This window comes from Variovorax sp. IB41, from assembly GCF_016405905.1.
Classification (GTDB): domain Bacteria; phylum Pseudomonadota; class Gammaproteobacteria; order Burkholderiales; family Burkholderiaceae_C; genus Variovorax.
Genome location: NZ_JAEFCB010000023.1, coordinates 18,958 through 42,439 on the forward strand (window position 1 = coordinate 18,958; position 23,482 = coordinate 42,439).

The window sequence follows — 23,482 nt, forward strand, 5'->3', positions numbered from 1 at the left end:
CAAGACAACCATGAGCATCATCGATTCACTCCGGCCCGCGCCCGGCCTGCGTGTCCTGGTCACCGCGGGCGGCGCCGGCATCGGTGCCGCGGTGGCGCGCGCATTCCGCGAGACGGGCGCGCGCGTGCATGTCTGCGACATCGACCGCGGCGCGCTCGACCGCCTGGCCGACGAAGCGCCCGAGATCACCTCGAGCATGGCCGACGCCTCGGTGCCCGAAGACGTCGACCTCGTCTTCGACGACGTGCAGGGCGCGCTCGGCGGGCTGGACGTGCTGGTGAGCAACGTCGGCATCGCGGGGCCGACCGGCGCGATCCAGGACCTGAACCGCGGCGACTGGGAGCGCACGGTGTCCGTGAACCTCAACAGCCAGTTCTATTTCGCGCAGCGCGCGGTGCCCCTGCTGCGGCAGTCCACGCAGAGCCCGTGCCTCATCGCGATGAGCTCGGTCGCGGGGCGGCTGGGCTATGCATTCCGCACGCCGTATGCCGCGACCAAGTGGGCCATCGTCGGCCTCATGAAGTCGCTGGCGATCGAGCTCGGCCCGCACGGCGTGCGGGTGAACGCGATCCTTCCGGGCACGGTCGAGGGCGAGCGCATGAACAGCGTGATCGGCGCGCGCGCGGCCACCGCGGGCGTGTCGGTGGACGCGATGCGCGCGGAGTACCTGCGGAAGATCTCGCTGCGCCGCATGGTCACGCTGGACGACGTGGCGGCCATGACGCTCTTTCTCTGCTCGCCCGCGGCACGCAACGTGACCGGCCAGGCGATCAGCGTCGACGGGAACATGGAATACCTCTAGCGCCCGCGCGGCCGCCGCGCCCCTTTTCTCGATTTCCTTTCATAAAAAGCATGGAGACATCAATGCACAAGTTCAACGCACTCGCCTTCGCCCTCGTTCCCGCGGTGGGCCTTCTCTGCGGCGCCGCATCGACCGCATCCGCCGCGCCGGTCAAGATCGGCGTGCTCGAAACGCTCTCGGGTCCGCAGGCCTCGTCGGGCCAGGCGTACCGCGCAGCCGTTCGCTACGCGATCGACCAGATCAACGCCGCGGGCGGCTGGAACGGCGAGCCCGTGCAGCTGATGGAGTACGACAACCAGGGCGGTCCCGCGGGCGCGGCCGACAAGCTGAAGGCCGCCGCAGCGGACGGCGTGCAGCTGATCGTGCAGGGCGCCTCGTCGGCCATCGGCGGGCAGATCACCGAGGACATCCGCAAGTACAACCTGCGCAATCCCGGCAAGGAAATGGTCTACCTCAACGTCGGTGCCGAGGCGCTAGAGCTCACCGGCGAGAAGTGCAACTTCCACCACTTCCGCTTCGGCGGCGATCCGCAGGTGCGCACCAAGGCGCTCGTGAGCGCCATGAAGCAGGCCAACGCGCTGGGCACCAAGGTTTATTCGATCAACCAGAACTACTCCTGGGGCCAGGACATGGAGAAGGCCATCGCCGACAACGCGGCGGCGGGCGGCTACCAGGTGGTCGAGAAGACGCTGCACGACGTGAACAAGGTGCAGGACTTCGCGCCCTATGTTGCGAAGATCGCCGCCTCCAAGGCCGACTCGGTGCTCACGGGCAACTGGTCCAACGACCTGCTGCTGCTGATGAAGGCCTCGAAGTCGGCGGGCCTGAAGGCGCGCTTCGGCACGGTCTACCTCGACCAGCCGGGCAACCTCGCCAACGCCGGCGACCTGGCCGTCGGGCACTTCGTGGTGCAGACCTTCAACCCCGAAGCGGGCGGTGCCGAAGGCGAACGCTTCGTGAACGACTACAAGGCCAAGACCGGCCACGTGCCCGTCTTCATCGAGCCGCAGACCGTCTTCGGCATGGCCATGGTGGCCGATGCATTGAAGCGCACCAAGCCCGAAGGCGGCGCGCTCAACGTGAACGCATTCGCCAAGGCGCTGGAGGCCACCACCATCAAGACCCCGATGGGCGACATGAGCATGCGCGCGGCGGACCACCAGGCGCAGTTGCCGATGGTGGTGTCCACGGTCACCAAGGATGCGAAGTTCAAGGTGGACGACACCGACATGGGCTTCAAGCCGGTCAAGCGCTTCTCTGCGCAGGAAGCCTCGACGCCCGCGCAGGCCAGCTGCGCGATGAAGCGGCCCGGCTGAGCCCCGCGCCCCGCTGAACTTCAACTAGCCGGCGGGACGCGAGCGTCCCGCGCGGCGCAGCCTCGGCTGCCGAAAAAACCTATGGACCAGACCATCGTTTCCCTCATGAACGGCGTCATCTACGGCCTCCTGCTGTTCATGGTGTCCGCCGGGCTCACGCTCATCTTCGGAATGATGGGCGTGCTCAACTTCGCGCACGCCTCGTTCTACATGCTCGGCGCGTACTTCGCGTACACGCTGCAGGGCGCGATCGGCTTCTGGCTCGCGCTGGTCGTCTCGCCGATTCTCGTGGGGCTGGTGGGCGTGGTGGTCGAGCGCTTTTTCCTTCGGCGGGTGCACCACCACGGGCATGCGCATGAGCTCCTGCTGACCTTCGGCCTCTCGTTCATCGTGGCCGAATCGATCAAGCTCTTCTTCGGCAACTTCCCGGTCGACTACCGGATTCCCGCGGCGCTCGACGTCTCGGCCTTCACCGTCGGCGGCGCGCAGTACCCGGTGTACCGCCTCCTGATGGGCGGCGTGGCCATCGCGATGTTCGTGGTCATCTACCTGCTGCTCACGCGCACGCGCGTGGGCATCGTGGTGCGCTCGGCCATCTACAAGCCGCGCATGGCGGAGGCGCTGGGCCACAACGTACCGCTGGTGTTCATGGGCGTCTTCGGCGTGGGCGCGGCGCTCGCGGGCCTGGCCGGCGCGGTGGCCGGCGCGTTCTACACGACGAACCCGAACATGGCGCTCGAACTGGGCGTGATGGTGTTCGTGGTGGTCGTGGTCGGCGGGCTGGGCTCGCTCGGCGGGGCGATGCTTGCATCGCTGCTGATCGGCGTCGTCACCTCATTGGCGGTCGGCGTGGACCGCAGCCTTGCCGACCTCTTTGCGCTCTTCGGCGCCGGCGAATGGGCCACGAGCGTCGGCGGCCTCATGACGCTGAAAGTCTCCAGCCTGTCCGCGACCATCCCCTTCGCGTTGATGCTGCTGATCCTGCTCGTGCGGCCCAGCGGCCTCATGGGCGAGAAGGCGTGATGCGATGAAGACCGGTCTTCTCCTCGTCCTCGCAGGCGTCGCGGCGCTTGTCGCGCTGCCGTTCCTGCTCTCGCAGGGGCTGCTGAACGCGGCCATCCAGATGCTCATCGCCGCGCTGTTCGCGAGCGCCTACAACCTGCTGTGCGGGCAGGCCGGCATGCTGTCCTTCGGGCACGCGGCGTACTTCGGCGTCGGTGCGTTCGGCACGGTGCACGCGATGAACGCCATCGGCGGCGCGGGGCTCCTGCCCACGCCCCTGATGCCGCTCGCGGGCGCCGCGTGCGGCCTGGTCTTCGGCGGCATCGCGGGCTGGTTCGCAACCAAGCGCACCGGCACCTACTTCGCGATGATCACGCTCGCGATCGCCGAGCTCGTGCACTCGCTCGCGCCGCACCTGAAGGGCCTCTTCGGCGGCGAGGCCGGCGTGTCCACCATGCGCATGCCCGCGTGGGGCCTGGATTTCGGATCGACCACGCAGGTGTACTACCTCACGCTCGCGTGGGTGCTGCTGTCGGTGCTGCTGCTGTACCTGTTCACGCGCACGCCGATGGGGCGGCTGGCCTATGGCCTGCGCGAAAACAGCCACCGGCTGCGGTTCCTCGGCTACAACGTGCACGGCCTGGGCATGCTGGTGTTCGCGATCTCGGCGATGTTCTCGGGCATCGCGGGCGGCCTGCAGGTGGTGTCCAACGAATCGGCGAACTACGTGGTGTTCGATCCGGCGCTCTCGGCCGCGGTCGTGCTCAACACCTACATCGGCGGCGTGAAGGTGTTCCTCGGCCCCGCGTTCGGCGCGGCGCTCATGACCTTCTTCGGCTACGCCGTGTCGGACCTCACGCAGTCGTGGCTGCTCTACCAGGGCATCCTGTTCGTGCTCGTGATGATGTTCATGCCCTCGGGGCTCGCGGGCCTCATCGGCACCACGGGCCGCCTGCGCCAGCGCATCGGCGTGGCGCAGCTGGTGCCGCTCGTGCTGCTGTCGATCGCCGCCGCGGTGCTCTTGAGCATGGGCGGCGCATTCGCGGTCGAGATGCTGCAGCGCGTCTTCTCGCAGGACTACCGCGCGATGGCGAAACTTGCCGCAGGCGGCGCGTGGCCGCCGGTCACGCTGCTCGCGCGCACCTGGTCGCCGACCGCGGTGGTCACGTGGGCAGTGCCCGTGCTGCTGATCGGCGCAGGCGCGCTGCTCGCATGGTTCGGCCAGCGAAAGCTCAGGCACGCCACCGAGCGCGCGGGAGGTGCCGCATGAGCGAGCCCATCCTCAGCATCCGGGGCCTGCGCAAGGCGTTCGGCCCGACGGAAATCATGCGCGGCGTGGACCTCGACCTGCACGGCGCCGAGCGGCATGCGCTCATCGGCCCCAACGGCGCGGGCAAGTCCACGCTCTTTCATCTGATCTCGGGCCACCTCGCGCCGAGCGCCGGCACGATCCATTTCGACGGCCATTCGATCGGCGGCCGCACGCCGCAGGCCATCAACCGGCTGGGGCTCGCGCGCTCGTTCCAGATCACCAACATCTTCCCGAAGCTCAGCGTGTTCGAGAACGTCCGGCTCGCGGTGATGCGCCCGCACGGGCTCGCGTACGCGTTCTGGAAATTCATCGACAGCGACCGGCGCGTGCGCGAGGAGACCTACCGGCTGCTGGAGCTGGTGCGGCTCGCGGCCCGCGCGGACGCGATCGCGGGGGAGATGGCGTACTCCGAACAGCGCTCGCTCGAGATCGCGATGACGCTCGCCTCCGACCCGAAGGTGATCCTGCTGGACGAGCCGATGGCAGGCATGTCGAACGAGGAAACGCACTACACCGCCGAGCTGATCCTCGAAGTGACCAAGGGCCGCGCGCTGATGCTCGTGGAGCACGACATGGACGTGGTGTTCTCGCTCAGCGACCGCATCAGCGTGCTGGTCTACGGCCAGGTGATCGCGACCGGAACCCCCGGCGAGATCCGCGCCAACGCGAGCGTGAAGGAAGCCTACCTGGGCGAGGAGGTGGCCGCATGAGCGCCGCGACCGAAACGCTGCTGCACGTGCAAGACCTGCACGCGCACTACGGCAAGAGCCACATCCTGCACGGCGTGAACCTGCAGGTGGCGCGCAACGAAGTCGTGAGCCTCCTGGGCCGCAACGGCTCGGGGCGCTCGACCACCATGAAGGCGGTCATGGGACTGGTCACGCCGACCTCCGGCCGCATCCGGCTGCAAGGCCGCGAGCTCGCGGGCGCGCGGCCCTACGCGATCTGCCGCGCGGGCATCGGCTACGTGCCCGAGGAGCGCGAGGTGTTCGCCAACCTCACCGTCGACGAGAACCTGCGCATGGGCGAGCAGACGCCGGTCGCCGGCGCGCACCGCTGGCGCATCGAGGAAATGTTCGACTACTTCCCGCGCCTGAAGGAGCGCCGCAACACCAAGGCCGGCAGCATGTCCGGCGGCGAGCAGCAGATGCTCACGATGTGCCGCTCGCTCTTGGGCAATCCGCTGGTGCTGCTGATCGACGAGCCCACCGAGGGCCTCGCGCCCAAGATCGTCGCGCAGGTGGCCGAGTGCATCCGCGACATGCACCGAAAGGGCGTCTCGGTCGTGCTGGTCGAGCAGAAGCTGGCCATTGCGCTGAAGGTCTCCACGCGCGTGTGCGTGATGGGGCACGGGCGCATCGTCTTCGAGGGCACGCCGCAGGAACTGGCGGCCAACGAGAAGCTCGTGGCCGAGTGGCTCGCGGTCTGACCCTTCTCCCTTTTTTCTCATTCACCGCTGCGAGTCCCGACATGGCAACCACAACCACCCAAGACAAGGTCATCATTTCCTGCGCGGTCACCGGCTCGGTCCACACGCCGACGATGTCCGAGCACCTGGCGCTCACGCCCGACCAGATCGCCGAGCAGGCCATCGAAGCGGCGGAGGCGGGCGCCGCCATCCTGCACCTGCATGCGCGCGACCCGAAGGACGGCCGGCCCTCGGCCGATCCGAAGATCTTCGATGCCTTCGTGCCGCGCATCCGCGACGCCACCGACGCGGTCATCAACATCACCACCGGCGGCAGCACGCGCATGACGCTGGAGGAGCGCCTGGCCTATCCGCTGCAGGCCAAGCCCGAGATGTGCTCGCTGAACATGGGCTCGATGAACTTCTCGATCCACCCGGCCGCGCGGCGCATCGCCGAGTGGAAGCACGAGTGGGAGAAGCCCTACGTCGAAGGCATGGAGGACCTGATCTTTCGCAACACCTTCCGCGACATCAAGCACATCCTGAAGGTGCTGGGCGAGGACTGCGGCACGCGCTTCGAGTTCGAGTGCTACGACGTGGGGCACCTCTACAACCTCGCGCACTTCGTGGACGAAGGGCTCATCAAGGGGCCGCTCTTCATCCAGAGCATCTACGGCATCCTGGGCGGCCTCGGGCCGGACCCGGAGAACCTCGTGGTGATGCGCACCACGGCCGACCGGCTCTTCGGGCGCGACGGCTACCGCTTCTCGATCCTCGGCGCGGGCCGGCACCAGATGCCGCTCCTGACGATGGGCGCGGTGATGGGCGGCAACGTGCGCGTGGGCCTGGAAGACAGCCTCTATCTGGCCAAGGGCCAGCTCGCGAAGTCGTGCGCCGAGCAGGTGCGAAAGATCCGCCGGATTCTCGAAGAGCTGTCGCTCGAGATCGCCACGCCCGACGAGGCGCGCGCGATGCTGGGGCTGAAGGGCCGGGACGCGGTCGCGTTCTGAACGTCCGGCCCAGGCAAGCCATTCATATCAATCAGGAGTAGCAATGAACAAGTTCTTGGAAGGCCGCGTGGCCATCGTCACGGGGGCCGGCAGCGGCCTGGGCAAGGCGCATGCGATGGCGCTCGCGCGGCACGGCGCGCGCGTGGTGGTCAACGACGTGGCGGGCCGGCACGAAGGCTCGCCGGGGCGCGCGGTCGCCGACGAGATCGTGCGGGCCGGCGGCCTTGCCATCGCCGACGGTGGCAACGTCACCGACTTCGCGCAGATGGAGCAGATGGTGGCGCGCGCCATCGGCGAATGGGGCCGCATCGACATCCTCGTGAACAACGCGGGCGTGCTGCGCGACAAGACTTTCTCCAAGATGTCGCTCGACGATTTCCGGCTGGTGATGGACGTGCACCTGATGGGCGCCGTCAACTGCGTGAAGGCCGTGTGGGAGCACATGCGCGAGCGCCGGTACGGGCGCATCGTGATGACGACGTCCTCCTCGGGCCTATACGGCAACTTCGGCCAGTCCAACTACGGCGCCGCGAAGATGGCGCTCGTGGGCCTCATGCAGACGCTGGCGCTGGAGGGCGCCAGGCAGAACATCCGCGTCAACTGCCTCGCACCGACGGCCGCGACGGCCATGACCGAAGGCGTGCTGCCGCCGGAGGCGCTGGCCCGGCTCGCGCCGGCCAACGTGAGCCCGGGGCTCGTCGCGCTGGTGGGCGAGGACGCGCCGACGCGCACCATCCTTCTCGCGGGTGCCGGCAGCTTCGAGAGCGCCAACGTCACGATGACGCAGGGCATCTTCATCGGCGACGCGGAAGACCCGGTGGCGCAGATCCGTTCGCGCATGGAAGAGATCCTGGACCGCCAGGACGAGCGCGTGCCCGGCACGGGGTTCGAGCAGTACCAGCTCGAACTGTCCAAGGCCGGCATCGAGATGGCGCTGCCCGGCGCATAGAGCGCACGCCGCCGCGCGGCGAGGGTTTTCACTGCATGGGGGCACCACATCGGATTCGCCCCCGCGGTGTCGGGTTCGCACATTGGATTCGAGAGGGTCGCGCGCGAGACTTTGTCGGGCCTCGCAAGAAGGCCGCGCAAGCAACCTGCAACGACATCGGAGACAGACCCAATGAAATCCAGTAATCGAGACCTGGCCCTCGTGGCCGCGGCCTGCCTCGCAGCGACCGCCATGCTCGCCGGCTGCGGCGGTGGCGGCAGTGGCGGCGGGGGCTTCCCGTTCGTGGCCCTGCCCCCGGCCGCACCACCGCCCGCCGCGCCGCCCCCGGCAGCGCCGCCGCCGCCTTCGCAACCCGTGGCGCTCACCTGCGACCAGCTGCAGGGCATGACCGTCGCCGCATCGGCGATCGGCCTGCCGACCTCCGGCGCCACCGTGACGTCGGTGAAGACCGTGGCCGCGAGCGGCAGTGGCGCCGCCGCCGTGCCCGAGTACTGCGAAGTCGCGGGCAAGATCGCGCCGGTCGACATCACGGCGCCCAACATCCTCTTCCAGCTGGCGTTGCCCACGCGCTGGAACCAGAAGGTCGTCATGTTCGGCGGTGGCGGGTTCAACGGCACCATTCCGGGCGTCAAGAGCAACGTGCCCAACGGCCCCGTCGACCAGCCGACGCCGCTCGGCCGCGGCTACGCCACCTTCGCGAGCGACTCGGGCCACCAGGCCAGCGCGCTCGGCTCGCAGGACGGCTCGTTCGGCCTGAACGACGAGGCCGTGCGCAACTTCGGCGGCGACGTGCTCAAGAAGGTGCACGACGTCGCGCTCTCGCTGGTGAAGGCGCGCTACGCGGCCAGCCCGGTGAAGGCGTATTTCGCGGGCGGCTCGACCGGCGGGCGCGAGGCGCTCACGGCCATCCAGCGCTGGCCCGCGGACTGGGACGGCGCGATCGCGTGGTACCCCGCGTGGAACGACGCGTCGGCGCTCCTGGCCGGGCACCGCATGAGCCGCGCGCTCGCGCAGCCGGGCGCTTATCCCAACGTCGCGAAGCGCGAGGTGCTGTTCAAGGCCGCGATGGAAGCCTGCGACGCGCTCGATGGCGCCACCGACGGCCTCATCAGCAACCAGAACCTGTGCAACGCGCGCTTCGATCCGTCGACCGCCACGCTCGCGGGCGTCGCGGTGCGCTGCCCGGGCGGCACCGACACGGGCAACACGTGCCTCTCGGATGCGCAGATCACGGCACTGAAGACCATCGATACGCCGACCAACTTCAACTACCTGCTCGCGAGCGGGGAGACGCAGTACCCCGGCTACAACGTGTGGGGCGCGGACCTGGGCATCACCACCTGGACGTCGCCGCTGGAGCCCGTGGTGACGTTCCTCGCGTTCGGCACCTCGCAGCCGGGGCGCCCGATGCCCGCGACCGCGCCCTACGTCAGCGTGCTCACCGACCAGTGGATCAAGTACTCGGTGACGCGCGATCCGCTGTACGACTCGCTCTCGCTCGATCCGGAGAACGCGGGCCCGTGGGCCAATCGCATCAGCGCGCTGAGCACGCAGCTGGACGTCAGCACCGACATCTCCGCGTTCAAGGCGCGCGGCGGCAAGCTGCTGCTGGCCCACGGCCTGGCCGACGTGCTGGTGAGCACGCGCGCCACGGAGCAGTACTACCAGCGGCTGCAGTCGCGGCTGGGGCTCGCGGAAGTCGACTCGTTCGTGCGCTACTACGAGGTCGAGGGCCTGGGCCACGCGGTGAGCAGCGTCTTCAACGCGACGTGGGATTCGCTCACGGCGCTGGAGCAATGGGCCGAGAAGGACACCGCGCCCACGGGGCAGGTGACGACCGACACGGCCGGCGTGCCCGGCCGCACCCGGCCGCTGTGCGATTACCCGAAGTGGCCGGCGTACAAGGGGGCGGGGGACGTCAACCTCGCGGCGTCGTTCCGCTGCGCGGACTGAGGGCGTCCGCTCAGGGCTTGCGGGGCGCGGGCCAGAGGCGCACCACCAGAGCGGCTGCCGCCGTGCCGGTCGCGAGCCACGTCACGCCGGCCCAGCCCCACTGCGCGAGCGCCAGCGCGCCCAGCGCCGAGCCGGCCGCCATGCCGATGAACATGCTGGTGAACAGCACCGCGTTCAGCCGGCTGCGCGCGCCTGGCTCGATACCGTAGACGATGGTCTGGTGCGCGATCAGCGTGGCCTGCAGGCCGAGGTCGAAGCCGACGGCCGCGATCGCCAGCAGCCAGAGCTGCGCGTGCGGCAGCATCAGCGGCGCGAGGCCCATGGCGGCGAACGACACCACGGCCAGGCCGGCGCCCAGGCGCGTCACCAGTTGCGGCCCGCGCCGGTCGGCCAGGCGCCCGGCCAGCGGCGCCGCGAGCGCGCCCGCCGCACCGGCCAGCCCGAAGGCGCCGGCCGCGGCGCTCCCCAGGTGGAAGGGCGCGCCGTGCAGCATCACCGCCAGCGTCGACCAGAACGCGCTGAAGCCCACCGCGAGCAGCGCCTGCGCCAATGCCGCGCGGCGCAGCGCGCCGTGGCGCGACCACAGCGTGCCCAGCGAACCGAGCAGCGCGCCGTAGGCCAGGTGCGTGGTCGGCCGGAAGCGCGGCAGCCCGCGCCAGGCGGCCGCGCCGATGAGCGCGATGCTGGCCGCCGCCGCGATGAACATCGCGCGCCAGCCGAAATGCTCGGCCACGAACCCGCTCACCACCCGCGACAGGAGGATGCCCAGCAGCAGCCCCGTCATCACCGTGCCGACGGTCTTGCCGCGCGAGGCTTCGGGCGCCAGCGTGGCGGCGGCGGGCACGATGTCCTGCGCCATCGTGGCCGCGAGGCCAATGGCCAGGCTGGCTGCGAGCAGCACGCCGATCGACGGCGCGGCGCCGGCCACCAGCAGCGCGGCGCAGAGCGCGGCCGCCTTGACGAGCACGATGCGGCGGCGGTCGAAGCGGTCGCCCAGCGGCGCCAGCAAGAGGATGCCGAGCGCGTAGCCCAGCTGCGTGAGCGTGGGGATGAAGCCGACCGCGCGGGTGGAGGCGCCGATGTCGGCGCCCAGCACGCCGAGCGTCGGCTGTGCGTAGTAGAGCGACGCCACCGACAGGCCCGCGGCGGTGGCCAGCAGCAGCACCAGTGAAGCCGGCAGCGCTTGGCCGTCCGGTGCGACGCCGGGGTGGGCATGCAGTGCTTGAATGGAAGACATGGTGATAACCCTTGGTTTTCTGGCTAGGGGTGGAATGTGCTCCTCTTGGGATGTACTTGGTAGCCCTGCGGGTTGCACAATGTCTATGCGCGATGCGCATAAAGAGCGAAGAGATGCCGATTTCACCCCCCGCCACCGACCGCATCGAGCTGATGCAGACCTTCGTCCACATCGTGGAGGCTGGCAGCCTCTCGGCCGCCGCGTTGCGGATGGGCGCGACGCAGCCCACCGTGAGCCGCCGGCTGCAGGCGCTGGAGCGCTCCCTCGGCGTGCGGCTCTTGCGCCGCTCCACGCACGCCATGAAGCTCACCGAAGACGGCGAGCGCTGCTACGAGCGCGCCAAGGAACTGATCGCCAACTGGCGCGCCTTCGAGGCGGACCTGCGCGGCGTGGGCGACGAGCCCGAGGGCACGCTGCGCGTGGTGGCGCCGCATGCGCTGGGGCAGCGGCTGCTGGTCGGGCCGCTCGCCGAGTACCTGCGCGCCTATCCGCGGGTGGCCGTCGAATGGCTGCTGCACGACCGGCGGCCCGACTTCATCGCCGAGGGTGTCGATTGCGCGATCCAGGTCGGCGAGGTGACCGACACCATGGCCGTGGCCATCAAGCTCTCGGAGGTGCCTCGCGTGGTGGTCGCCGCGCCGTCGGTGCTGGAAGGCCGCAAGCCCCCCACGCATGCGTCGGAACTGGCCGGGCTGCCCTGGATCGCGCTGCGCACCTTCTATCGCAACGAGGTGCAGCTCACGCACCGGCCGAGCGGTGAGCTCGCGCGGGTGCCGATCCGCCCGCGCATGAGCACCGACAGCCTCTATGCGCTGCACAGCGCCGCGGTGATGGGGCTGGGCGCCTGCATCGGCTCGGCCTGGCTCATGAACGACGACATCGCCGCAGGCCGGCTGGTGCAGCTGGTGCCGCAATGGCATGCGGCGCCGCTGCCCGTGTACCTGACCTATTCGCCCGCGCGCTTCCAGCCCGCGCGGCTGCGCCGCTTCATCGAGGTGGTGCGCCTGGCGATGGCCGACCCGACGGGCCGCGCCTGGGAGGTCAGGGCGTCGGCTTGATGCCGCAGCCGCCCAGCACGAACGCCACCAGCTCGCGCGCGATGGGTTCGCGGTCGATGGGCGCATCGGGCGGCAGGCCCAGCATCACGCGCGTCTGGATCGCATAGTCGGCGTAGCTCTGGGTCATGGCCCAGATGTGCATGAGGAGGATGCGCGCATCGAGCGGGCGCATCTGCCCGCGCGCGATCCAGCCGTTGATGATGTCCACCTTCTTCTGCGTCCACGCGCGGGCGTTGGGCCAGTAGCGGTCCAGGTTGCGGCCGCCGTCCAGGATCTCGCGGGTGAAGATGCGCGACATCTCGGGGCTGTCGATGGCATGGTCCAGCTTCTTGCGGATGTAGTCGCCCAGCACCGTGGCCGGATCGCTCGCGTCCTCGAACGAGAACACCACCTTCCAGGCGTGCAGCACCTGCATGAGCAGCTCTTCGTAGAGCTCTTCCTTGCCGGCGATGTAGTAGTGCAGCTGGGGTTTGGTGAGGCCGGCGCGCGCGGCGATGGCCTGCGTCGAGGTGCCCTTCAGGCCATGCAGGCTGAACTCGGCCACCGCCGCGGTGCGGATGGCGGCCATGATGCGCTCGCGCCCCGGGCGTGCGCGCGACAGCGGGCCGTCGGGGGCGGGCATTTCCTGGGCGGTGGCGGGGGGCAGGGCGGCGGTGTCGGAGGTCATGCGGGGTCAGCTGGGAGGGCGGCGGCGGGGCGCCCGGCCGATGGTAATCCCATGGTGCATGGCCGCCCGCCGTGCCGCAAGGCATGGCCGCATGCAGTGCCGGCATGGCCGCAGGGCGCATGCGGGCACGGTTCATGTATCTTCCTCGCCGCTTCCAGACATTCACCTCAGACCAAGGAGTCTTCCATGTACCTCTCTCCCCGTTTCAGGGCCTTCGCCGCGGGCGCCGCCCTGCTGGCCGCCAGTGCCCTTGCGCAGGCCCAGCAAGCGCTGCCGAACGTGGTGATCCTCGCCACCGGCGGCACCATCGCCGGCGCCGGCGCCTCGGCCGTCAACAGCGCCACCTACGCGGCCGCCAAGGTCGGCGTGGACAAGCTCATCGCCGGCCTGCCCGAGCTCGCCAAGGTCGCCAACGTGCGCGGCGAGCAGGTGTTCCAGGTCGCATCGGAAAGCCTCACCAACGACAACCTCTTGACGCTGGCCAAGCGCGTCTCGGCGCTCTCCAAGCAGTCGGACGTCGATGGCATCGTCATCACCCACGGCACCGACACGCTGGAAGAAACCGCCTACTTCCTGACGCTGACGGTGCACACCAACAAGCCGATCGTGGTGGTCGGCTCGATGCGTCCCGGCACGGCCCTCTCGGCCGACGGCGCGCTCAACCTGTACGACGCGGTGAACGTGGCGGGCAGCAAGGACGCCGTGGGCAAGGGCGTGCTGGTGACGATGGGCGACAACATCGACAGCGGCCGCGACGTGAGCAAGAACGTCAACATCAAGACCAGCGCGTTCTCCAGCCAATGGGGCCCGCTCGGCATGATCGTGGAGGGCAAGAACTACTGGTTCCGCGCGCCGGTCAAGCGTCACACCATGAATTCCGAATTCGACATCGACAGCATCAACGCGCTGCCGCCGGTTGAAATCGCCATGGGCTACGAAGGCGTGTCGTCGGTGGCCATCGACGCGATCGCCAAGAGCGGCGCCAAGGCGCTCGTCCACGGCGGCACGGGCAACGGCTCGGTGGCCGACCGGATCGTGCCCAACCTGCAGAAGGCGCGCACCGACGGCGTGATCGTGATCCGCAGCTCGCGCGTGCCCGACGGCTTCGTGATCCGCAACGCAGAGCAGCCCGATGACAAGTACGACTGGGTGGTGGCGCACGACCTGCGTCCGCAGAAGGCGCGCATCCTGGCGATGGTGGCTCTCACGAAGACCAACAACACCAAAGAGCTGCAACGCATCTTCTGGGAGTACTGATCCCAGGTCAGCGCGCGGTGCGGCGCTTGCGGTGCCGCGCGTATTCCAGGCTGCTCACGCACACGAGCAGCCAGGCGAAGCCGGTCAAGAGGCCTGCCGCCACATCGCTCGCGAAGTGCACCTGCAGGAAGATGCGGCTGCACGCGATGGTCAGGATGGCGCCCACGGCGGCCATCGCCGCCGGCACATGCCAGCGCGCCGGCAGCGTGCGCAGCGCCAGGTACAACAGCATTCCGTAACTCACGATCGCGCCCGCGCTGTGTCCGCTCGGGAAGCTGTAGCTCGTCTCGAACGCGAGGCCGTGGTCGTGCACCGGCCGCGCCCGCTCGAAGATGTGCTTGAGCGCCGGATTCAGCACCACGATGCCGCCAAGCGCCATCACCCAGCCGAGCGCCAGGCCCCGGTGCGCCTTGCGCCACAGCACCGCGGCGATCACCACGCACACCGGCGCGAGAAAGGCGAAGTCGCCCAGGTGGGTGAGCCAGCTGAAGGCGACGAGCGCGGCCCACGGCACGTGGGTGCCGATGGCGTCGGCCAGCGCCTGGTCGGCCCGGCCCATCGAATGACCGTCGGAAAGATTCGACGCAATCCACGCGAACACGCTTGCCGCCGCCAGGATCAGCAGGAACCCTGCCGCGAGCCCGGCGGCGATGCGCGGCTCGCTGGGCTCGTCGGCATCGAGCGCCTTGAAGTGGCGGCGCTGCAGCGTCCAGCAAAGGGCGCCGGCGCCGAGCACCGACACGGTCCAGATCGAGACAAACCAGCCGAGCGCATGGGCGCCCAGGTGCTGGGCAAGGAGAACGAGCGGGGGTGCGAGAGGGGAAGCTTCCAACGGCATGCGGCTGCACCCTAAGGGGGCGTCGCGCTGCTGGCAAGCGAAAGCGGGAATACTTTGGCGCACACGAAGGCTTTGTCGGCGGCGGCGTAGTCCCAGCGTTCCACGCGGCACGCGCGCGCGCCGCCGGCCATGTCCAGGCGCACCACGTTCACCGAATTCGCAAAGCCCGCGCGCACGCGGCGCGACACCGCCGTGCCCGCCTGCACGGCGAAGGCGGTGCGCTTGCAGCCCGAGAACGCATCGTGCAGCGAGCGCACGTAGGGCAGGTGGATGTGCCCGCCCAGGATCAGGTCCACGCCCGCTTCGGACCAGCGCGCCACCGCCCGCTCGCGCCCGTGCAGGCGGTTGGACATGTCCTCCTGCCGCGTGACCATCACCGGCTGGTGCGTCACCACCACGCGCAGCTGCGAGGGCGATGCGGCCGCGAGGCGCCCGGCGACCCGCTCGACCTGCGCGGGCGACACCACGCCGTCTTCGTGCCGGTACCAGCGCGTCGTGTTGACCGTGACGACCAGCCACTCGTCGGACTCGAACACCGGCTCCAGGTCGTCGCCGAAGGCTTCCATGTACCGGCCGTAGGGCGAGAAGCAGCGCGCCGCGAGCTGGTACAGCGGAATGTCGTGGTTCCCCGGAATGACGAGCGTGGCGGGCGCCGCGAGCCGCTCGACGAAAGCGCGCGCCGCCGCGAACTGCACGCGCGTGGCGCGCTGCGTGATGTCGCCCGACATCACCACCACCTGCGGCGCGAGCGCCTGTGCAAACCGCTCGAGCGCCCGCAGCACCTCGGGCCGTTCGGTGCCGAAGTGCGGATCGGAGATCTGCAGCAGGCAAGGGCTCATTGCTTGGCCGCCTCCAGCTCGGGCGCGACGTCGGGCCGCACCAGCCACAGCGGCTCGGGCGACACGCGGAACAGCAGCGGCATGTCGGTCCAGGCGATCTCGCCGTCGGTCGCCACCTTCACGCGGCGGGGCGCCCGCAGGCGGCCGGCCTTGACCGTCATCGATTCGAAGGGAAAGCTCAGCACCTGGTCGGCGCGCCCGAGCTTGCCCATCGCGCCGTGCACCAGCAGCCCCGGCATGGCCAGCACGCCGACCGGCTTGAGCGCGATGGCCGCGAGCTGCCCCTGCTCGGGCGCATCGGCATGCTCGATGCCCACCTGCAAGAGCTGCAGCGGGTTGTTGCCCACGAAAAGGGTCGGCGTGCGGATGTCCTTTTCCTGCCCGCGCCAGGCCATGCGCAGGTTCCAGTGCCGGTGGCGCCCGCGCATCACCGTGAGGAGACCCGCGAAGAATGCGATCCAGCGGCTGCGGCCGTAGCGCGCCTTGTAGGTCTCGCGCTCTTCCAGCAGCTCGGCGTACAGGCCCATGCTGGCGTTCACCAGGAACACCCGGTCGTTGACCAGCCCCACCTGCACGGCGCGCGGCGCCTCGGTCAGCAGCACCTGCATCGCTTCTGCCGTGTCGCGCGGAATGCCGTGGGTGCGGCTGAAATAGTTGAAGGTGCCCTGCGGCAGCACGCCGAAGGCGCAGCCGCTGCCCAGCGTGGCCTGCGCGACCGCGTTGATGGTGCCGTCGCCGCCCGCGGCCACCACCACGCCGCCGACGGTGCGGGCGCGCTCGACGGCTTCGCGCGCCAGCGCCTGCAGCCGGCCCGGGCCGTCGACCAGGAAGATGCGGTGCTTGCGGCCGGCCGCGGCAAAGCCTTCCTCGATGACCCGACGGGCCTCGGCGGCGCTCTCGCTGCCGGAGCCGGCGTTGAGCACGATGAAAAACGGAGTGTTCGGACCGATGTGGGGCGGTTGCATGTCTGTGGGGCGGGGAAAGACGGGCCCTGAAAGGGCTGTGTGAGGGGCTGCCGCGTGCGGCCGGCCGGTGGTTGTCGCACGTCCGGCCGGACGGCGGGAGCGGCCGGCATCCCGGCCGGCTGTGGGAGAGTTGCCCTCCGCCCGTAAAATCGTCCGCTTTCGCGGCGCATCGCCGCGCTACCGTCCAAATGTCCGGCCCGTGCCGGCCAGCTTCATGTTGACCTTCCAGCAAATCATTCTCAAACTGCAGTCGTACTGGGCCGACAAGGGCTGCGCGCTGCTGCAACCGTACGACATGGAGGTGGGCGCGGGCACCTCGCACACCGCCACCTTCCTGAGGGCCCTGGGCCCCGAGCCCTGGAAAGCCGCCTACGTGCAGCCCAGCCGCCGCCCCAAGGACGGCCGCTACGGCGAGAACCCCAACCGCCTGCAGCACTACTACCAGTACCAGGTCGTGCTGAAGCCGGCACCCTCGAACATCCTGGAGCTCTATCTCGGTTCGCTGGAAGCCCTGGGCTTCGACCTGAAGAAAAACGACATCCGCTTCGTGGAAGACGACTGGGAGAACCCCACGCTCGGCGCCTGGGGCCTGGGCTGGGAAGTCTGGCTCAACGGCATGGAGGTGACCCAGTTCACCTACTTCCAGCAGGTCGGCGGCATCGACTGCAAGCCGATCACCGGCGAGATCACTTACGGCCTCGAACGCCTCGCGATGTACCTGCAGGGCGTGGACAACGTCTACAACCTCACGTGGACCGATGGCCTCACCTACGGCGACGTCTACAAGCAGAACGAGGTCGAACAGTCGACCTACAACTTCGAGCACAGCGACGCCGAGTTCCTCTTCACCGCCTTCAACGCGCACGAGAAGCAGGCCAAGCACCTCATGACCGAGCAGCTCGCGCTGCCGGCCTACGAGCAGGTGCTCAAGGCTGCGCATAGTTTCAATCTGCTCGATGCGCGCGGCGCGATCAGCGTGACCGAGCGCGCGGCCTACATCGGCCGCATCCGCAACCTCGCGCGCAGCGTGGCGCAGAGCTACTACGACAGCCGCGAGCGCCTGGGCTTCCCGATGGCGCCGCGCGAATGGGTTGCGCAGATGCCCCCGAAGAAAGCCGCCTGAGCGATGACGACGACTCCCATGAACAACAAGAACTCCCTCTTGGTCGAACTCTTCGTCGAAGAGCTGCCGCCCAAGGCATTGAAGAAGCTCGGCGACGCCTTCGCGGGCGTGCTGCGCGACCAGCTCGTGGCGCAAGGCCTGGCCGAAGCCGGCTCGGTGCTCACCGCGTACGCCTCGCCGCGCCGCCTGGCCGCGCACCTCACTCACGTGGCCGAAGGCGCCGCCGACAAGGCCGTGTCGCAAAAGCTCATGCCCGTGGCCGTGGGGCTCGATGCCTCGGGCCAGCCGACGCCCGCGCTGCTCAAGCGCCTGGGCGCGCTCGGTGCCGATGCCTCGGCCGTGCCGGGCCTGAAGCGCGCGATGGACGGCAAGGCCGAAGCGCTCTTCTACGAAAGCACCGCCAAGGGCGCGACGCTGGCCGAGGGCCTGCAGAAAGCGCTGGCCGAAGCCATCGCCAAGCTGCCGATCCCCAAGGTGATGAGCTACCAGCTCGAGAGCGGCTGCGAACTGTCGGGCTGGAGCAGCGTGAGCTTCGTGCGCCCCGCGCACGGCCTCGTGGCGCTGCATGGCGACACCGTGGTGCCGATCGAGGCGCTGGGCCTGAAGGCCGGCCGCGAGACGCACGGCCATCGCTTCGAGGCGGCGGTCGATCCGGTCGTGCTGCGCGATGCCAACAGCTACGCGCTGCAGCTGCAGGACGACGGCGCCGTCATCGCGAGCTTCGAGGCCCGCCGCGCCGAAATCGCGCGGCAGCTCGCGGCCGCGGCAGTGAAAGTCGGCGGCGGCTCGGTGCCGATCCACGACGACGCGCTGCTCGATGAAGTCACGGCGCTGGTCGAGCGCCCCAACGTGCTGGTCTGCAGCTTCGAGCGCGAGTTCCTCGAAGTGCCGCAGGAATGCCTCATCCTCACGATGAAGGCCAACCAGAAGTACTTTCCGCTGCTCGATGCGCAAGCCAGGCTCACGAACAAATTCCTGGTCGTCAGCAACATCAGCCCCGACGACGCGAGCGCGGTCATCGAAGGCAACGAGCGCGTGGTGCGCCCGCGCCTGGCCGACGCCAAGTTCTTCTTCGACCAGGACCGCAAGAAATCGCTGGCCTCGCGCGTCGAGTCGCTGGGCAAGGTGGTCTATCACAACAAGCTGGGCACGCAGGGCGAACGCGTGCAGCGCGTGATGCACATCGCGCGCGGCATTGCAGAGAAGCTCGGCGATGTGAAGGTCGCCGCACAGGCCACGCAGGCCGCCCAACTGGCCAAGGCCGATCTCGTGACCGACATGGTCGGCGAGTTCCCCGAGCTGCAGGGCACCATGGGCCGCTACTACGCGCTGCACGACGGCCTGGACGCTGCTGTGGCCGATGCGATCGAAGACCACTACAAGCCACGCTTTGCCGGCGACGAGCTGCCGCGCAACAACGTGGGCCTCGTGGTCGCGCTGGCCGACAAGCTCGAGACGCTCGTGGGCATGTTCGGCATCGGCAACCTGCCCACCGGCGACCGCGACCCGTTCGCGCTGCGCCGCCATGCGCTGGGCGTGATCCGCATGCTGATCGAGAAAGACCTCGCGCTGGGGCTCGACGCCCTGTTGCAGGACGCCGCCGCGCAGTTCAAGGACATCGCCGGTTTCGACAGCAGCAAGGCCACGGTCGAGCTGCGCGACTTCATCCTCGATCGCCTCGCCGGGAGCCTGCGCGAGCAGGGCGCGAGCGCGCAGGAAGTCGACGCCGTGCTGGCCCCGCTGCCGCAGCGCCTGGGCGAAGTGCCCAAGCTGCTGGCCGCCGTGCGCGCCTTCGCCGCTCTGCCCGCCGCCGCCGCGCTGGCCGCGGCCAACAAGCGCATCGGCAACATCTTGAAGAAGGCCCCCGAGGCCGACGCGCACGTGAGCGCGCTGCTGCTGCAGGAGCCCGCCGAGAAGGCGCTCCACGCCGCCATGGCCGAGGTCGTGCCCGCCGCCAACGCCCAGTTCGAAGCCGGCGACTACACCGCCTCGCTGCAGACGCTGGCCGCGCTGCGCGAGCCGGTCGATGCCTTCTTCGACGGCGTGATGGTCAACGCCGAGCAGGCCGACCTGCGGCTCAACCGGCTGGGCCTCCTGATGTCGCTGCACGCCGCGATGAACCGCGTGGCGCAGCTCGAGCGGCTGGCTGTCTGAACTCCAGCAATCGGCACTTCGCACCATGAACCGGCAGTTGCAAATCGACGATTTTTCGCTTCGGGCGCATTGCCTCGCTGTAGAGCGACTGCGTGCCGATCCCACTCGAATCGTCGATCTCTCGGCGACGCTGGAACGGTGGCAAATGCAATCCGGCGAGACGCGCTCTGACTCTCATTGGGCCGAGTGGCGCACCATGCTCGCGGCTGGTGTGGATGCCATCGAAGCGGCTACATGCAGTGCAGATGACCATGCGGTTGTGTTGCGCAGTGTGTCCCCTGCCGGCATCCTCATCACGCAGGAAGAGCGCGACGAACTTCGGCTTGCAGCGGGACTAGGTGCCGTACAACCTGGCGAACGTCGTTCCTCAAGCACGGGAAGGACTCCATGAAACTCGTCATCCTCGACCGCAACGGCACGATCAACGTGCACCGCGAAGACTTCGTCAAGAGCGACATCGAGTGGACGCCGTTGCCCGGTGCGCTCGAAGCCGTGGCGCGGCTGAACCATGCGGGGTGGCACGTGGTGATCGCCTCGAACCAGTCGGGCCTGGGCCGCGGGCTCTTCGACATGGCTTCGCTCAACGCCATGCACGCCAAGATGCACAAGATGCTCGCGGCCGTGGGCGGCAAGGTGGATGCGGTGTTCTATTGCCCGCACAGCCCCGACGAGGGGTGCGACTGCCGCAAGCCCAAGTCGGGCCTGTTCCTGCAGATCGGCGACCGCTACGGCATCGATCTGAAGGGCGTGCCGACCGCGGGCGACAGCCTGCGCGACCTGCAGGCGGGCGCGGCCGCCGGCTGCGAGCCGCACCTTCTGCTCACGGGCATGGGCGCGGCGTGCATCGGCGTGGATCCGCTGCCCTCCGAATATCCGGCGAACACGATGGTTCACGAGAACCTCGCCGCCTTTGTCGATTTCCTGCTCGTGCGCGAAGCGCGGGCTGCACTGCAGGTAGCTGTCTGATGGCGTTTTTCCGTTCCGTTGTCCACGCACTCTGGATGCTTGTCACCGTGGTGCCGTGGGGCATCATCATGTGCGTCAGTTCGATCTGGAAGCGCGGCATTCCGCTCTACTGGATGGCCGAGCAATGGCTCAGCTGGGCCATCGGCGGGGCGCGCGTGCTGCTGGGCATCCAGACGCGCGTGACCGGCATGGAGAACCTGCCGACCGACCAGCTCGCCGGCGCGGTACTGCTGGTCAAGCACCAGTCCACGCTGGAGACCTTCCTCATGCCCACGCTGATGCCGCATCCGCTGGCCTTCGTGTTCAAGAAGGAACTGATCTACGTGCCCTTCTTCGGCTGGGCGATGGCGCGGCTGGACATGATCCACATCGACCGCAGCCAGCGCGCGCAGGCCTTCAACAAGGTGGTGAACCAGGGCCGCAAGCTCCTTGCGCAGGGCATCTGGATCATCATGTTCCCCGAAGGCACGCGCATTCCGCGCGGCCAGAAGGGCACCTACAAGAGCGGCGGCACGCGCCTGGCCTGCGAGACCGGCGTGCCGGTGATTCCGATTGCCGTCACCTCGGCCAAGGTCTGGCCGCGCAAGGCGTTCATCAAGCGCCCGGGCGTGGTCGACGTGTCGATCGGGCCGGCGATTTCCAGCGTCGGCCGCAAGCCCGACGAGCTGATGCGCGAAGTCGAAGCGTGGATCGAGGCGGAGATGCACCGGCTCGACCCCGAGGCGTACCGCTAGCCGGAAGGAACAGAAGGAACGCCAGATGCAGGGGCTGCTGCAGTTCACGATGGACCTGTTCGAGGGGCTGGGCAGCGAGTTCGCAAAGCCCGAGCCGCCCGCGCCGCGGCCGAAGAAAGTCCGCAAGGCTGCGCCGCCCGTCGCGACGCCGTTGCCCTTCGTGGTGCCGGAACCGGAAGCGGCAAGGAACACCGGTCCGGCGCTGCCCGCGATTCCGCTGCGCGACACGCTGACGCTCGCGAGCTTCATCCATCCGCAGGCCACGCGCGAGCTTGTGCTGGGCTCGGCACGCGTGGCTTACGAATTCAAGCGCGGCAAGCGCAAGACCATCGGCTTTCTCGTCGGTGCCGAGGGGCTGTCGGTGCGCGCGCCGCGCTGGGTCGCGCTGCGCGATGTCGATGCCGCCGTGCGCGAGAAGGCCGACTGGATCTTGCGCAAGCTCCAGGAAACGCAGCAGCGCCACGCGCGCGTCGAGGCGACGCGCATCGAGTGGAAGGACGGCGCCGAATTTCCGTTCATGGGCGAGCCGGTCGTGATCCGGCTCGATCCGAAGCATGGCTTTGCCAGCGTCGGCGGCACGCTCGACGAGGCCGAGGCTGCGGGCGGTCCGCGCATCCTGCGGCTGGCCGTCGCGCAGAACGCCGAGCCCTCGCAGATCCGCGATGCCGCGCAGGCCTGGCTCATGCGGCAGGCGCGCAAGCTCTTCATCGAGCGGCTCGATCATTTCGCGCCGCTCCTGGGCGTGCGCTGGCAGAAGCTGTCGCTGTCGAATGCGGCCACGCGCTGGGGCAGCGCGAGCGCCGATGGGTCGCTGCGGCTGAACTGGCGGCTCATTCATTTCCGCCTGCCGGTGATCGACTACGTGGTGGCGCACGAGCTGGCCCACCTGCGCGTGATGGACCATTCGCACCGCTTCTGGGAAACCGTCGAGAGCGTGGTGCCCGACTACGACGTGCTGCGCCAGCAGCTCAAGGACGAAGCCGTTCCGCGCTGGAACTGAAGCCCGGCGTTACTCTTTGACCGATCCGGTCATCCCCGAGACGTAGTACTCGACGAAGAACGAGTAGATGAACGCCACCGGCAGCGAGCCGAGCAGCGCGCCGGCCATGAGCGGCCCCCACTGGTACACGTCGCCCTGCACCAACTCGGTCACCACGCCGACCGGCAGCGTCTTCACCTCCGACGACGAGATGAAGGTGAGCGCATAGATGAACTCGTTCCACGACAGCGTGAACGCGAAGATGCCGGCCGAGATGAGCCCGGGCACCGCCAGCGGCAGCACGATCTTCACGAGGATCTGCCAGCGGCTCGCGCCGTCGATGAGCGCGCATTCCTCGAGCTCGGCCGGGATCGAGCGGAAGTAGCCCATCAAGAGCCACGTGCAGAAGGGAATGAGGAAGGTCGGGTACGTGAGGATCAGCGCCCAGCGCGTGTCGAAGAGGCCGAGGTTGAAGACCACGTTCGCCAGCGGAATGAACAGGATCGACGGCGGCACCATGTACGCGAGAAAGATCGAGAGGCCCACGTGCTTGGAGCCCCTGAAGCGCAGCCGCTCGATCGCATACGCCGCGAACACCGAGGCCGCGAGCGACACGAAGGTGGACACCACCGACACCAGCACCGTGTTCCACAGCCACTGCGGGTACGAGGTCTCGAACAGCAGCTTGTAGAAATGCGAGAGCGTCGGGTTGATCACCCAGAACGGATTGCCCTCGCGCGAGAGCAGCTCGGCATCGGGCTTCACCGAGGTGATGGCCATCCAGTAGAACGGGAACAGCAGCACGATCAGAAAGACCACGAGCGGCAGGTACACGGTCACCGCCTTGCGCGGGATCGTGTCGAGGTAGCTCATGCCGACGGTGTCGACCTGGCCGGCATTGCTCATCTGTAAG

23 protein-coding genes are annotated in these 23,482 nt (G+C 68.8%); 17 read left to right on the plus strand and 6 right to left on the minus strand.

Annotated elements, in window-relative coordinates; translation table 11 throughout:
- Positions 1–10: 10 nt before the first annotated feature.
- From JC881_RS28055 to JC881_RS28095, 9 genes are all read left to right on the plus strand, one after another.
- Positions 11–802 carry an SDR family oxidoreductase gene (locus tag JC881_RS28055; RefSeq protein ID WP_198788973.1) on the plus strand — a complete coding sequence of 264 codons (792 nt, stop codon included), beginning with the start codon at positions 11–13 and terminating at the stop codon, positions 800–802.
- A 62-nt stretch (positions 803–864) separates the two neighbouring features.
- Positions 865–2,118: a branched-chain amino acid ABC transporter substrate-binding protein gene (locus tag JC881_RS28060; RefSeq protein WP_198788974.1), complete on the plus strand. Its 1,254-nt coding sequence runs from the start codon at positions 865–867 to the stop codon at positions 2,116–2,118.
- An 81-nt stretch (positions 2,119–2,199) separates the two neighbouring features.
- Positions 2,200–3,141, plus strand: coding sequence for a branched-chain amino acid ABC transporter permease (locus tag JC881_RS28065; RefSeq protein ID WP_198788975.1), 942 nt, complete (start codon positions 2,200–2,202; stop codon positions 3,139–3,141).
- Positions 3,142–3,145: 4 nt separating this feature from the next.
- Positions 3,146–4,390 carry a branched-chain amino acid ABC transporter permease gene (locus JC881_RS28070; RefSeq protein WP_198788976.1) on the plus strand — a complete coding sequence of 415 codons (1,245 nt, stop codon included), beginning with the start codon at positions 3,146–3,148 and terminating at the stop codon, positions 4,388–4,390.
- Complete coding sequence (locus JC881_RS28075; RefSeq protein ID WP_198788978.1) at positions 4,387–5,142, plus strand: ABC transporter ATP-binding protein; 756 nt, start codon at positions 4,387–4,389, stop codon at positions 5,140–5,142. Before JC881_RS28070 ends, JC881_RS28075 begins: the two co-directional genes overlap by 4 nt.
- Complete coding sequence (locus JC881_RS28080) at positions 5,139–5,861, plus strand: ABC transporter ATP-binding protein (protein WP_198788980.1); 723 nt, start codon at positions 5,139–5,141, stop codon at positions 5,859–5,861. The genes JC881_RS28075 and JC881_RS28080 overlap by 4 nt, the downstream gene beginning before the upstream one ends.
- Before the next feature lie 41 nt (positions 5,862–5,902).
- Positions 5,903–6,850 (plus strand): 3-keto-5-aminohexanoate cleavage protein, encoded by a 948-nt coding sequence (locus JC881_RS28085; RefSeq protein ID WP_198788982.1) that lies wholly within the window; start codon positions 5,903–5,905, stop codon positions 6,848–6,850.
- Between the two features lie 43 nt (positions 6,851–6,893).
- The gene (locus tag JC881_RS28090; RefSeq protein ID WP_198788983.1) at positions 6,894–7,799 is read left to right on the plus strand and encodes an SDR family NAD(P)-dependent oxidoreductase; all 906 of its coding nucleotides are present in this window, start codon (positions 6,894–6,896) and stop codon (positions 7,797–7,799) included.
- A 171-nt stretch (positions 7,800–7,970) separates the two neighbouring features.
- Complete coding sequence (locus JC881_RS28095) at positions 7,971–9,752, plus strand: tannase/feruloyl esterase family alpha/beta hydrolase (protein WP_198788985.1); 1,782 nt, start codon at positions 7,971–7,973, stop codon at positions 9,750–9,752.
- A 10-nt stretch (positions 9,753–9,762) separates the two neighbouring features.
- On the opposite strand, the gene JC881_RS28100 is transcribed toward JC881_RS28095, so the two are convergent.
- Positions 9,763–10,989 (minus strand): MFS transporter, encoded by a 1,227-nt coding sequence (locus JC881_RS28100; protein WP_198788987.1) that lies wholly within the window; start codon positions 10,987–10,989, stop codon positions 9,763–9,765.
- A gap of 113 nt (positions 10,990–11,102) precedes the next feature.
- Between JC881_RS28100 and JC881_RS28105 the strand changes: the two genes are divergently transcribed.
- Positions 11,103–12,047: a LysR family transcriptional regulator gene (locus JC881_RS28105; protein WP_198788989.1), complete on the plus strand. Its 945-nt coding sequence runs from the start codon at positions 11,103–11,105 to the stop codon at positions 12,045–12,047.
- On the opposite strand, the gene JC881_RS28110 is transcribed toward JC881_RS28105, so the two are convergent.
- Entirely contained in the window at positions 12,031–12,714 is a 684-nt protein-coding gene (locus JC881_RS28110) for a TetR family transcriptional regulator C-terminal domain-containing protein (protein ID WP_233102092.1), read from the minus strand. The genes JC881_RS28105 and JC881_RS28110 overlap by 17 nt on opposite strands.
- Positions 12,715–12,900: 186 nt before the next feature.
- Between JC881_RS28110 and JC881_RS28115 the strand changes: the two genes are divergently transcribed.
- Complete coding sequence (locus JC881_RS28115; RefSeq protein ID WP_198788991.1) at positions 12,901–13,971, plus strand: asparaginase; 1,071 nt, start codon at positions 12,901–12,903, stop codon at positions 13,969–13,971.
- 7 nt (positions 13,972–13,978) lie between these two features.
- Here JC881_RS28115 and JC881_RS28120 read toward each other — a convergent pair whose 3' ends face one another.
- Genes JC881_RS28120 through JC881_RS28130 form a run of 3 tightly spaced genes read right to left on the minus strand, consistent with a single transcriptional unit; the run spans position 13,979 to position 16,613 of the window.
- On the minus strand, positions 13,979–14,809 hold the full coding sequence (locus tag JC881_RS28120; RefSeq protein WP_198788992.1) for a phosphatase PAP2 family protein: 831 nt from the start codon (positions 14,807–14,809) through the stop codon (positions 13,979–13,981).
- Between the two features lie 11 nt (positions 14,810–14,820).
- Positions 14,821–15,648, minus strand: coding sequence for a metallophosphoesterase family protein (locus tag JC881_RS28125; RefSeq protein ID WP_198788994.1), 828 nt, complete (start codon positions 15,646–15,648; stop codon positions 14,821–14,823).
- The gene (locus tag JC881_RS28130; protein WP_198788996.1) at positions 15,645–16,613 is read right to left on the minus strand and encodes a diacylglycerol/lipid kinase family protein; all 969 of its coding nucleotides are present in this window, start codon (positions 16,611–16,613) and stop codon (positions 15,645–15,647) included. The genes JC881_RS28125 and JC881_RS28130 overlap by 4 nt, the downstream gene beginning before the upstream one ends.
- Positions 16,614–16,827: 214 nt before the next feature.
- Here JC881_RS28130 and glyQ point away from each other — a divergent pair, with 214 nt between their 5' ends.
- Genes glyQ through JC881_RS28160 form a run of 6 tightly spaced genes read left to right on the plus strand, consistent with a single transcriptional unit; the run spans position 16,828 to position 22,590 of the window.
- Positions 16,828–17,736 carry a glycine--tRNA ligase subunit alpha gene (glyQ, locus tag JC881_RS28135; protein WP_093442160.1) on the plus strand — a complete coding sequence of 303 codons (909 nt, stop codon included), beginning with the start codon at positions 16,828–16,830 and terminating at the stop codon, positions 17,734–17,736.
- Between the two features lie 18 nt (positions 17,737–17,754).
- Positions 17,755–19,890 (plus strand): glycine--tRNA ligase subunit beta, encoded by a 2,136-nt coding sequence (gene glyS / locus JC881_RS28140; protein ID WP_198789068.1) that lies wholly within the window; start codon positions 17,755–17,757, stop codon positions 19,888–19,890.
- 25 nt (positions 19,891–19,915) lie between these two features.
- Positions 19,916–20,281, plus strand: a complete 366-nt coding sequence (locus JC881_RS28145) for a hypothetical protein (protein WP_198788997.1) — start codon at positions 19,916–19,918, stop codon at positions 20,279–20,281.
- Positions 20,278–20,856 carry a D-glycero-beta-D-manno-heptose 1,7-bisphosphate 7-phosphatase gene (gmhB, locus tag JC881_RS28150; protein ID WP_198788999.1) on the plus strand — a complete coding sequence of 193 codons (579 nt, stop codon included), beginning with the start codon at positions 20,278–20,280 and terminating at the stop codon, positions 20,854–20,856. The genes JC881_RS28145 and gmhB overlap by 4 nt, the downstream gene beginning before the upstream one ends.
- Positions 20,856–21,590: a lysophospholipid acyltransferase family protein gene (locus JC881_RS28155; RefSeq protein WP_198789001.1), complete on the plus strand. Its 735-nt coding sequence runs from the start codon at positions 20,856–20,858 to the stop codon at positions 21,588–21,590. The genes gmhB and JC881_RS28155 overlap by 1 nt, the downstream gene beginning before the upstream one ends.
- Before the next feature lie 25 nt (positions 21,591–21,615).
- Positions 21,616–22,590: a M48 family metallopeptidase gene (locus JC881_RS28160; RefSeq protein ID WP_233102093.1), complete on the plus strand. Its 975-nt coding sequence runs from the start codon at positions 21,616–21,618 to the stop codon at positions 22,588–22,590.
- A 9-nt stretch (positions 22,591–22,599) separates the two neighbouring features.
- Here the strand turns inward: JC881_RS28160 and JC881_RS28165 are convergent, their stop codons facing one another.
- Positions 22,600–23,475: a carbohydrate ABC transporter permease gene (locus tag JC881_RS28165; RefSeq protein ID WP_198789003.1), complete on the minus strand. Its 876-nt coding sequence runs from the start codon at positions 23,473–23,475 to the stop codon at positions 22,600–22,602.
- Between the last annotated feature and the right edge of the window lie 7 nt (positions 23,476–23,482).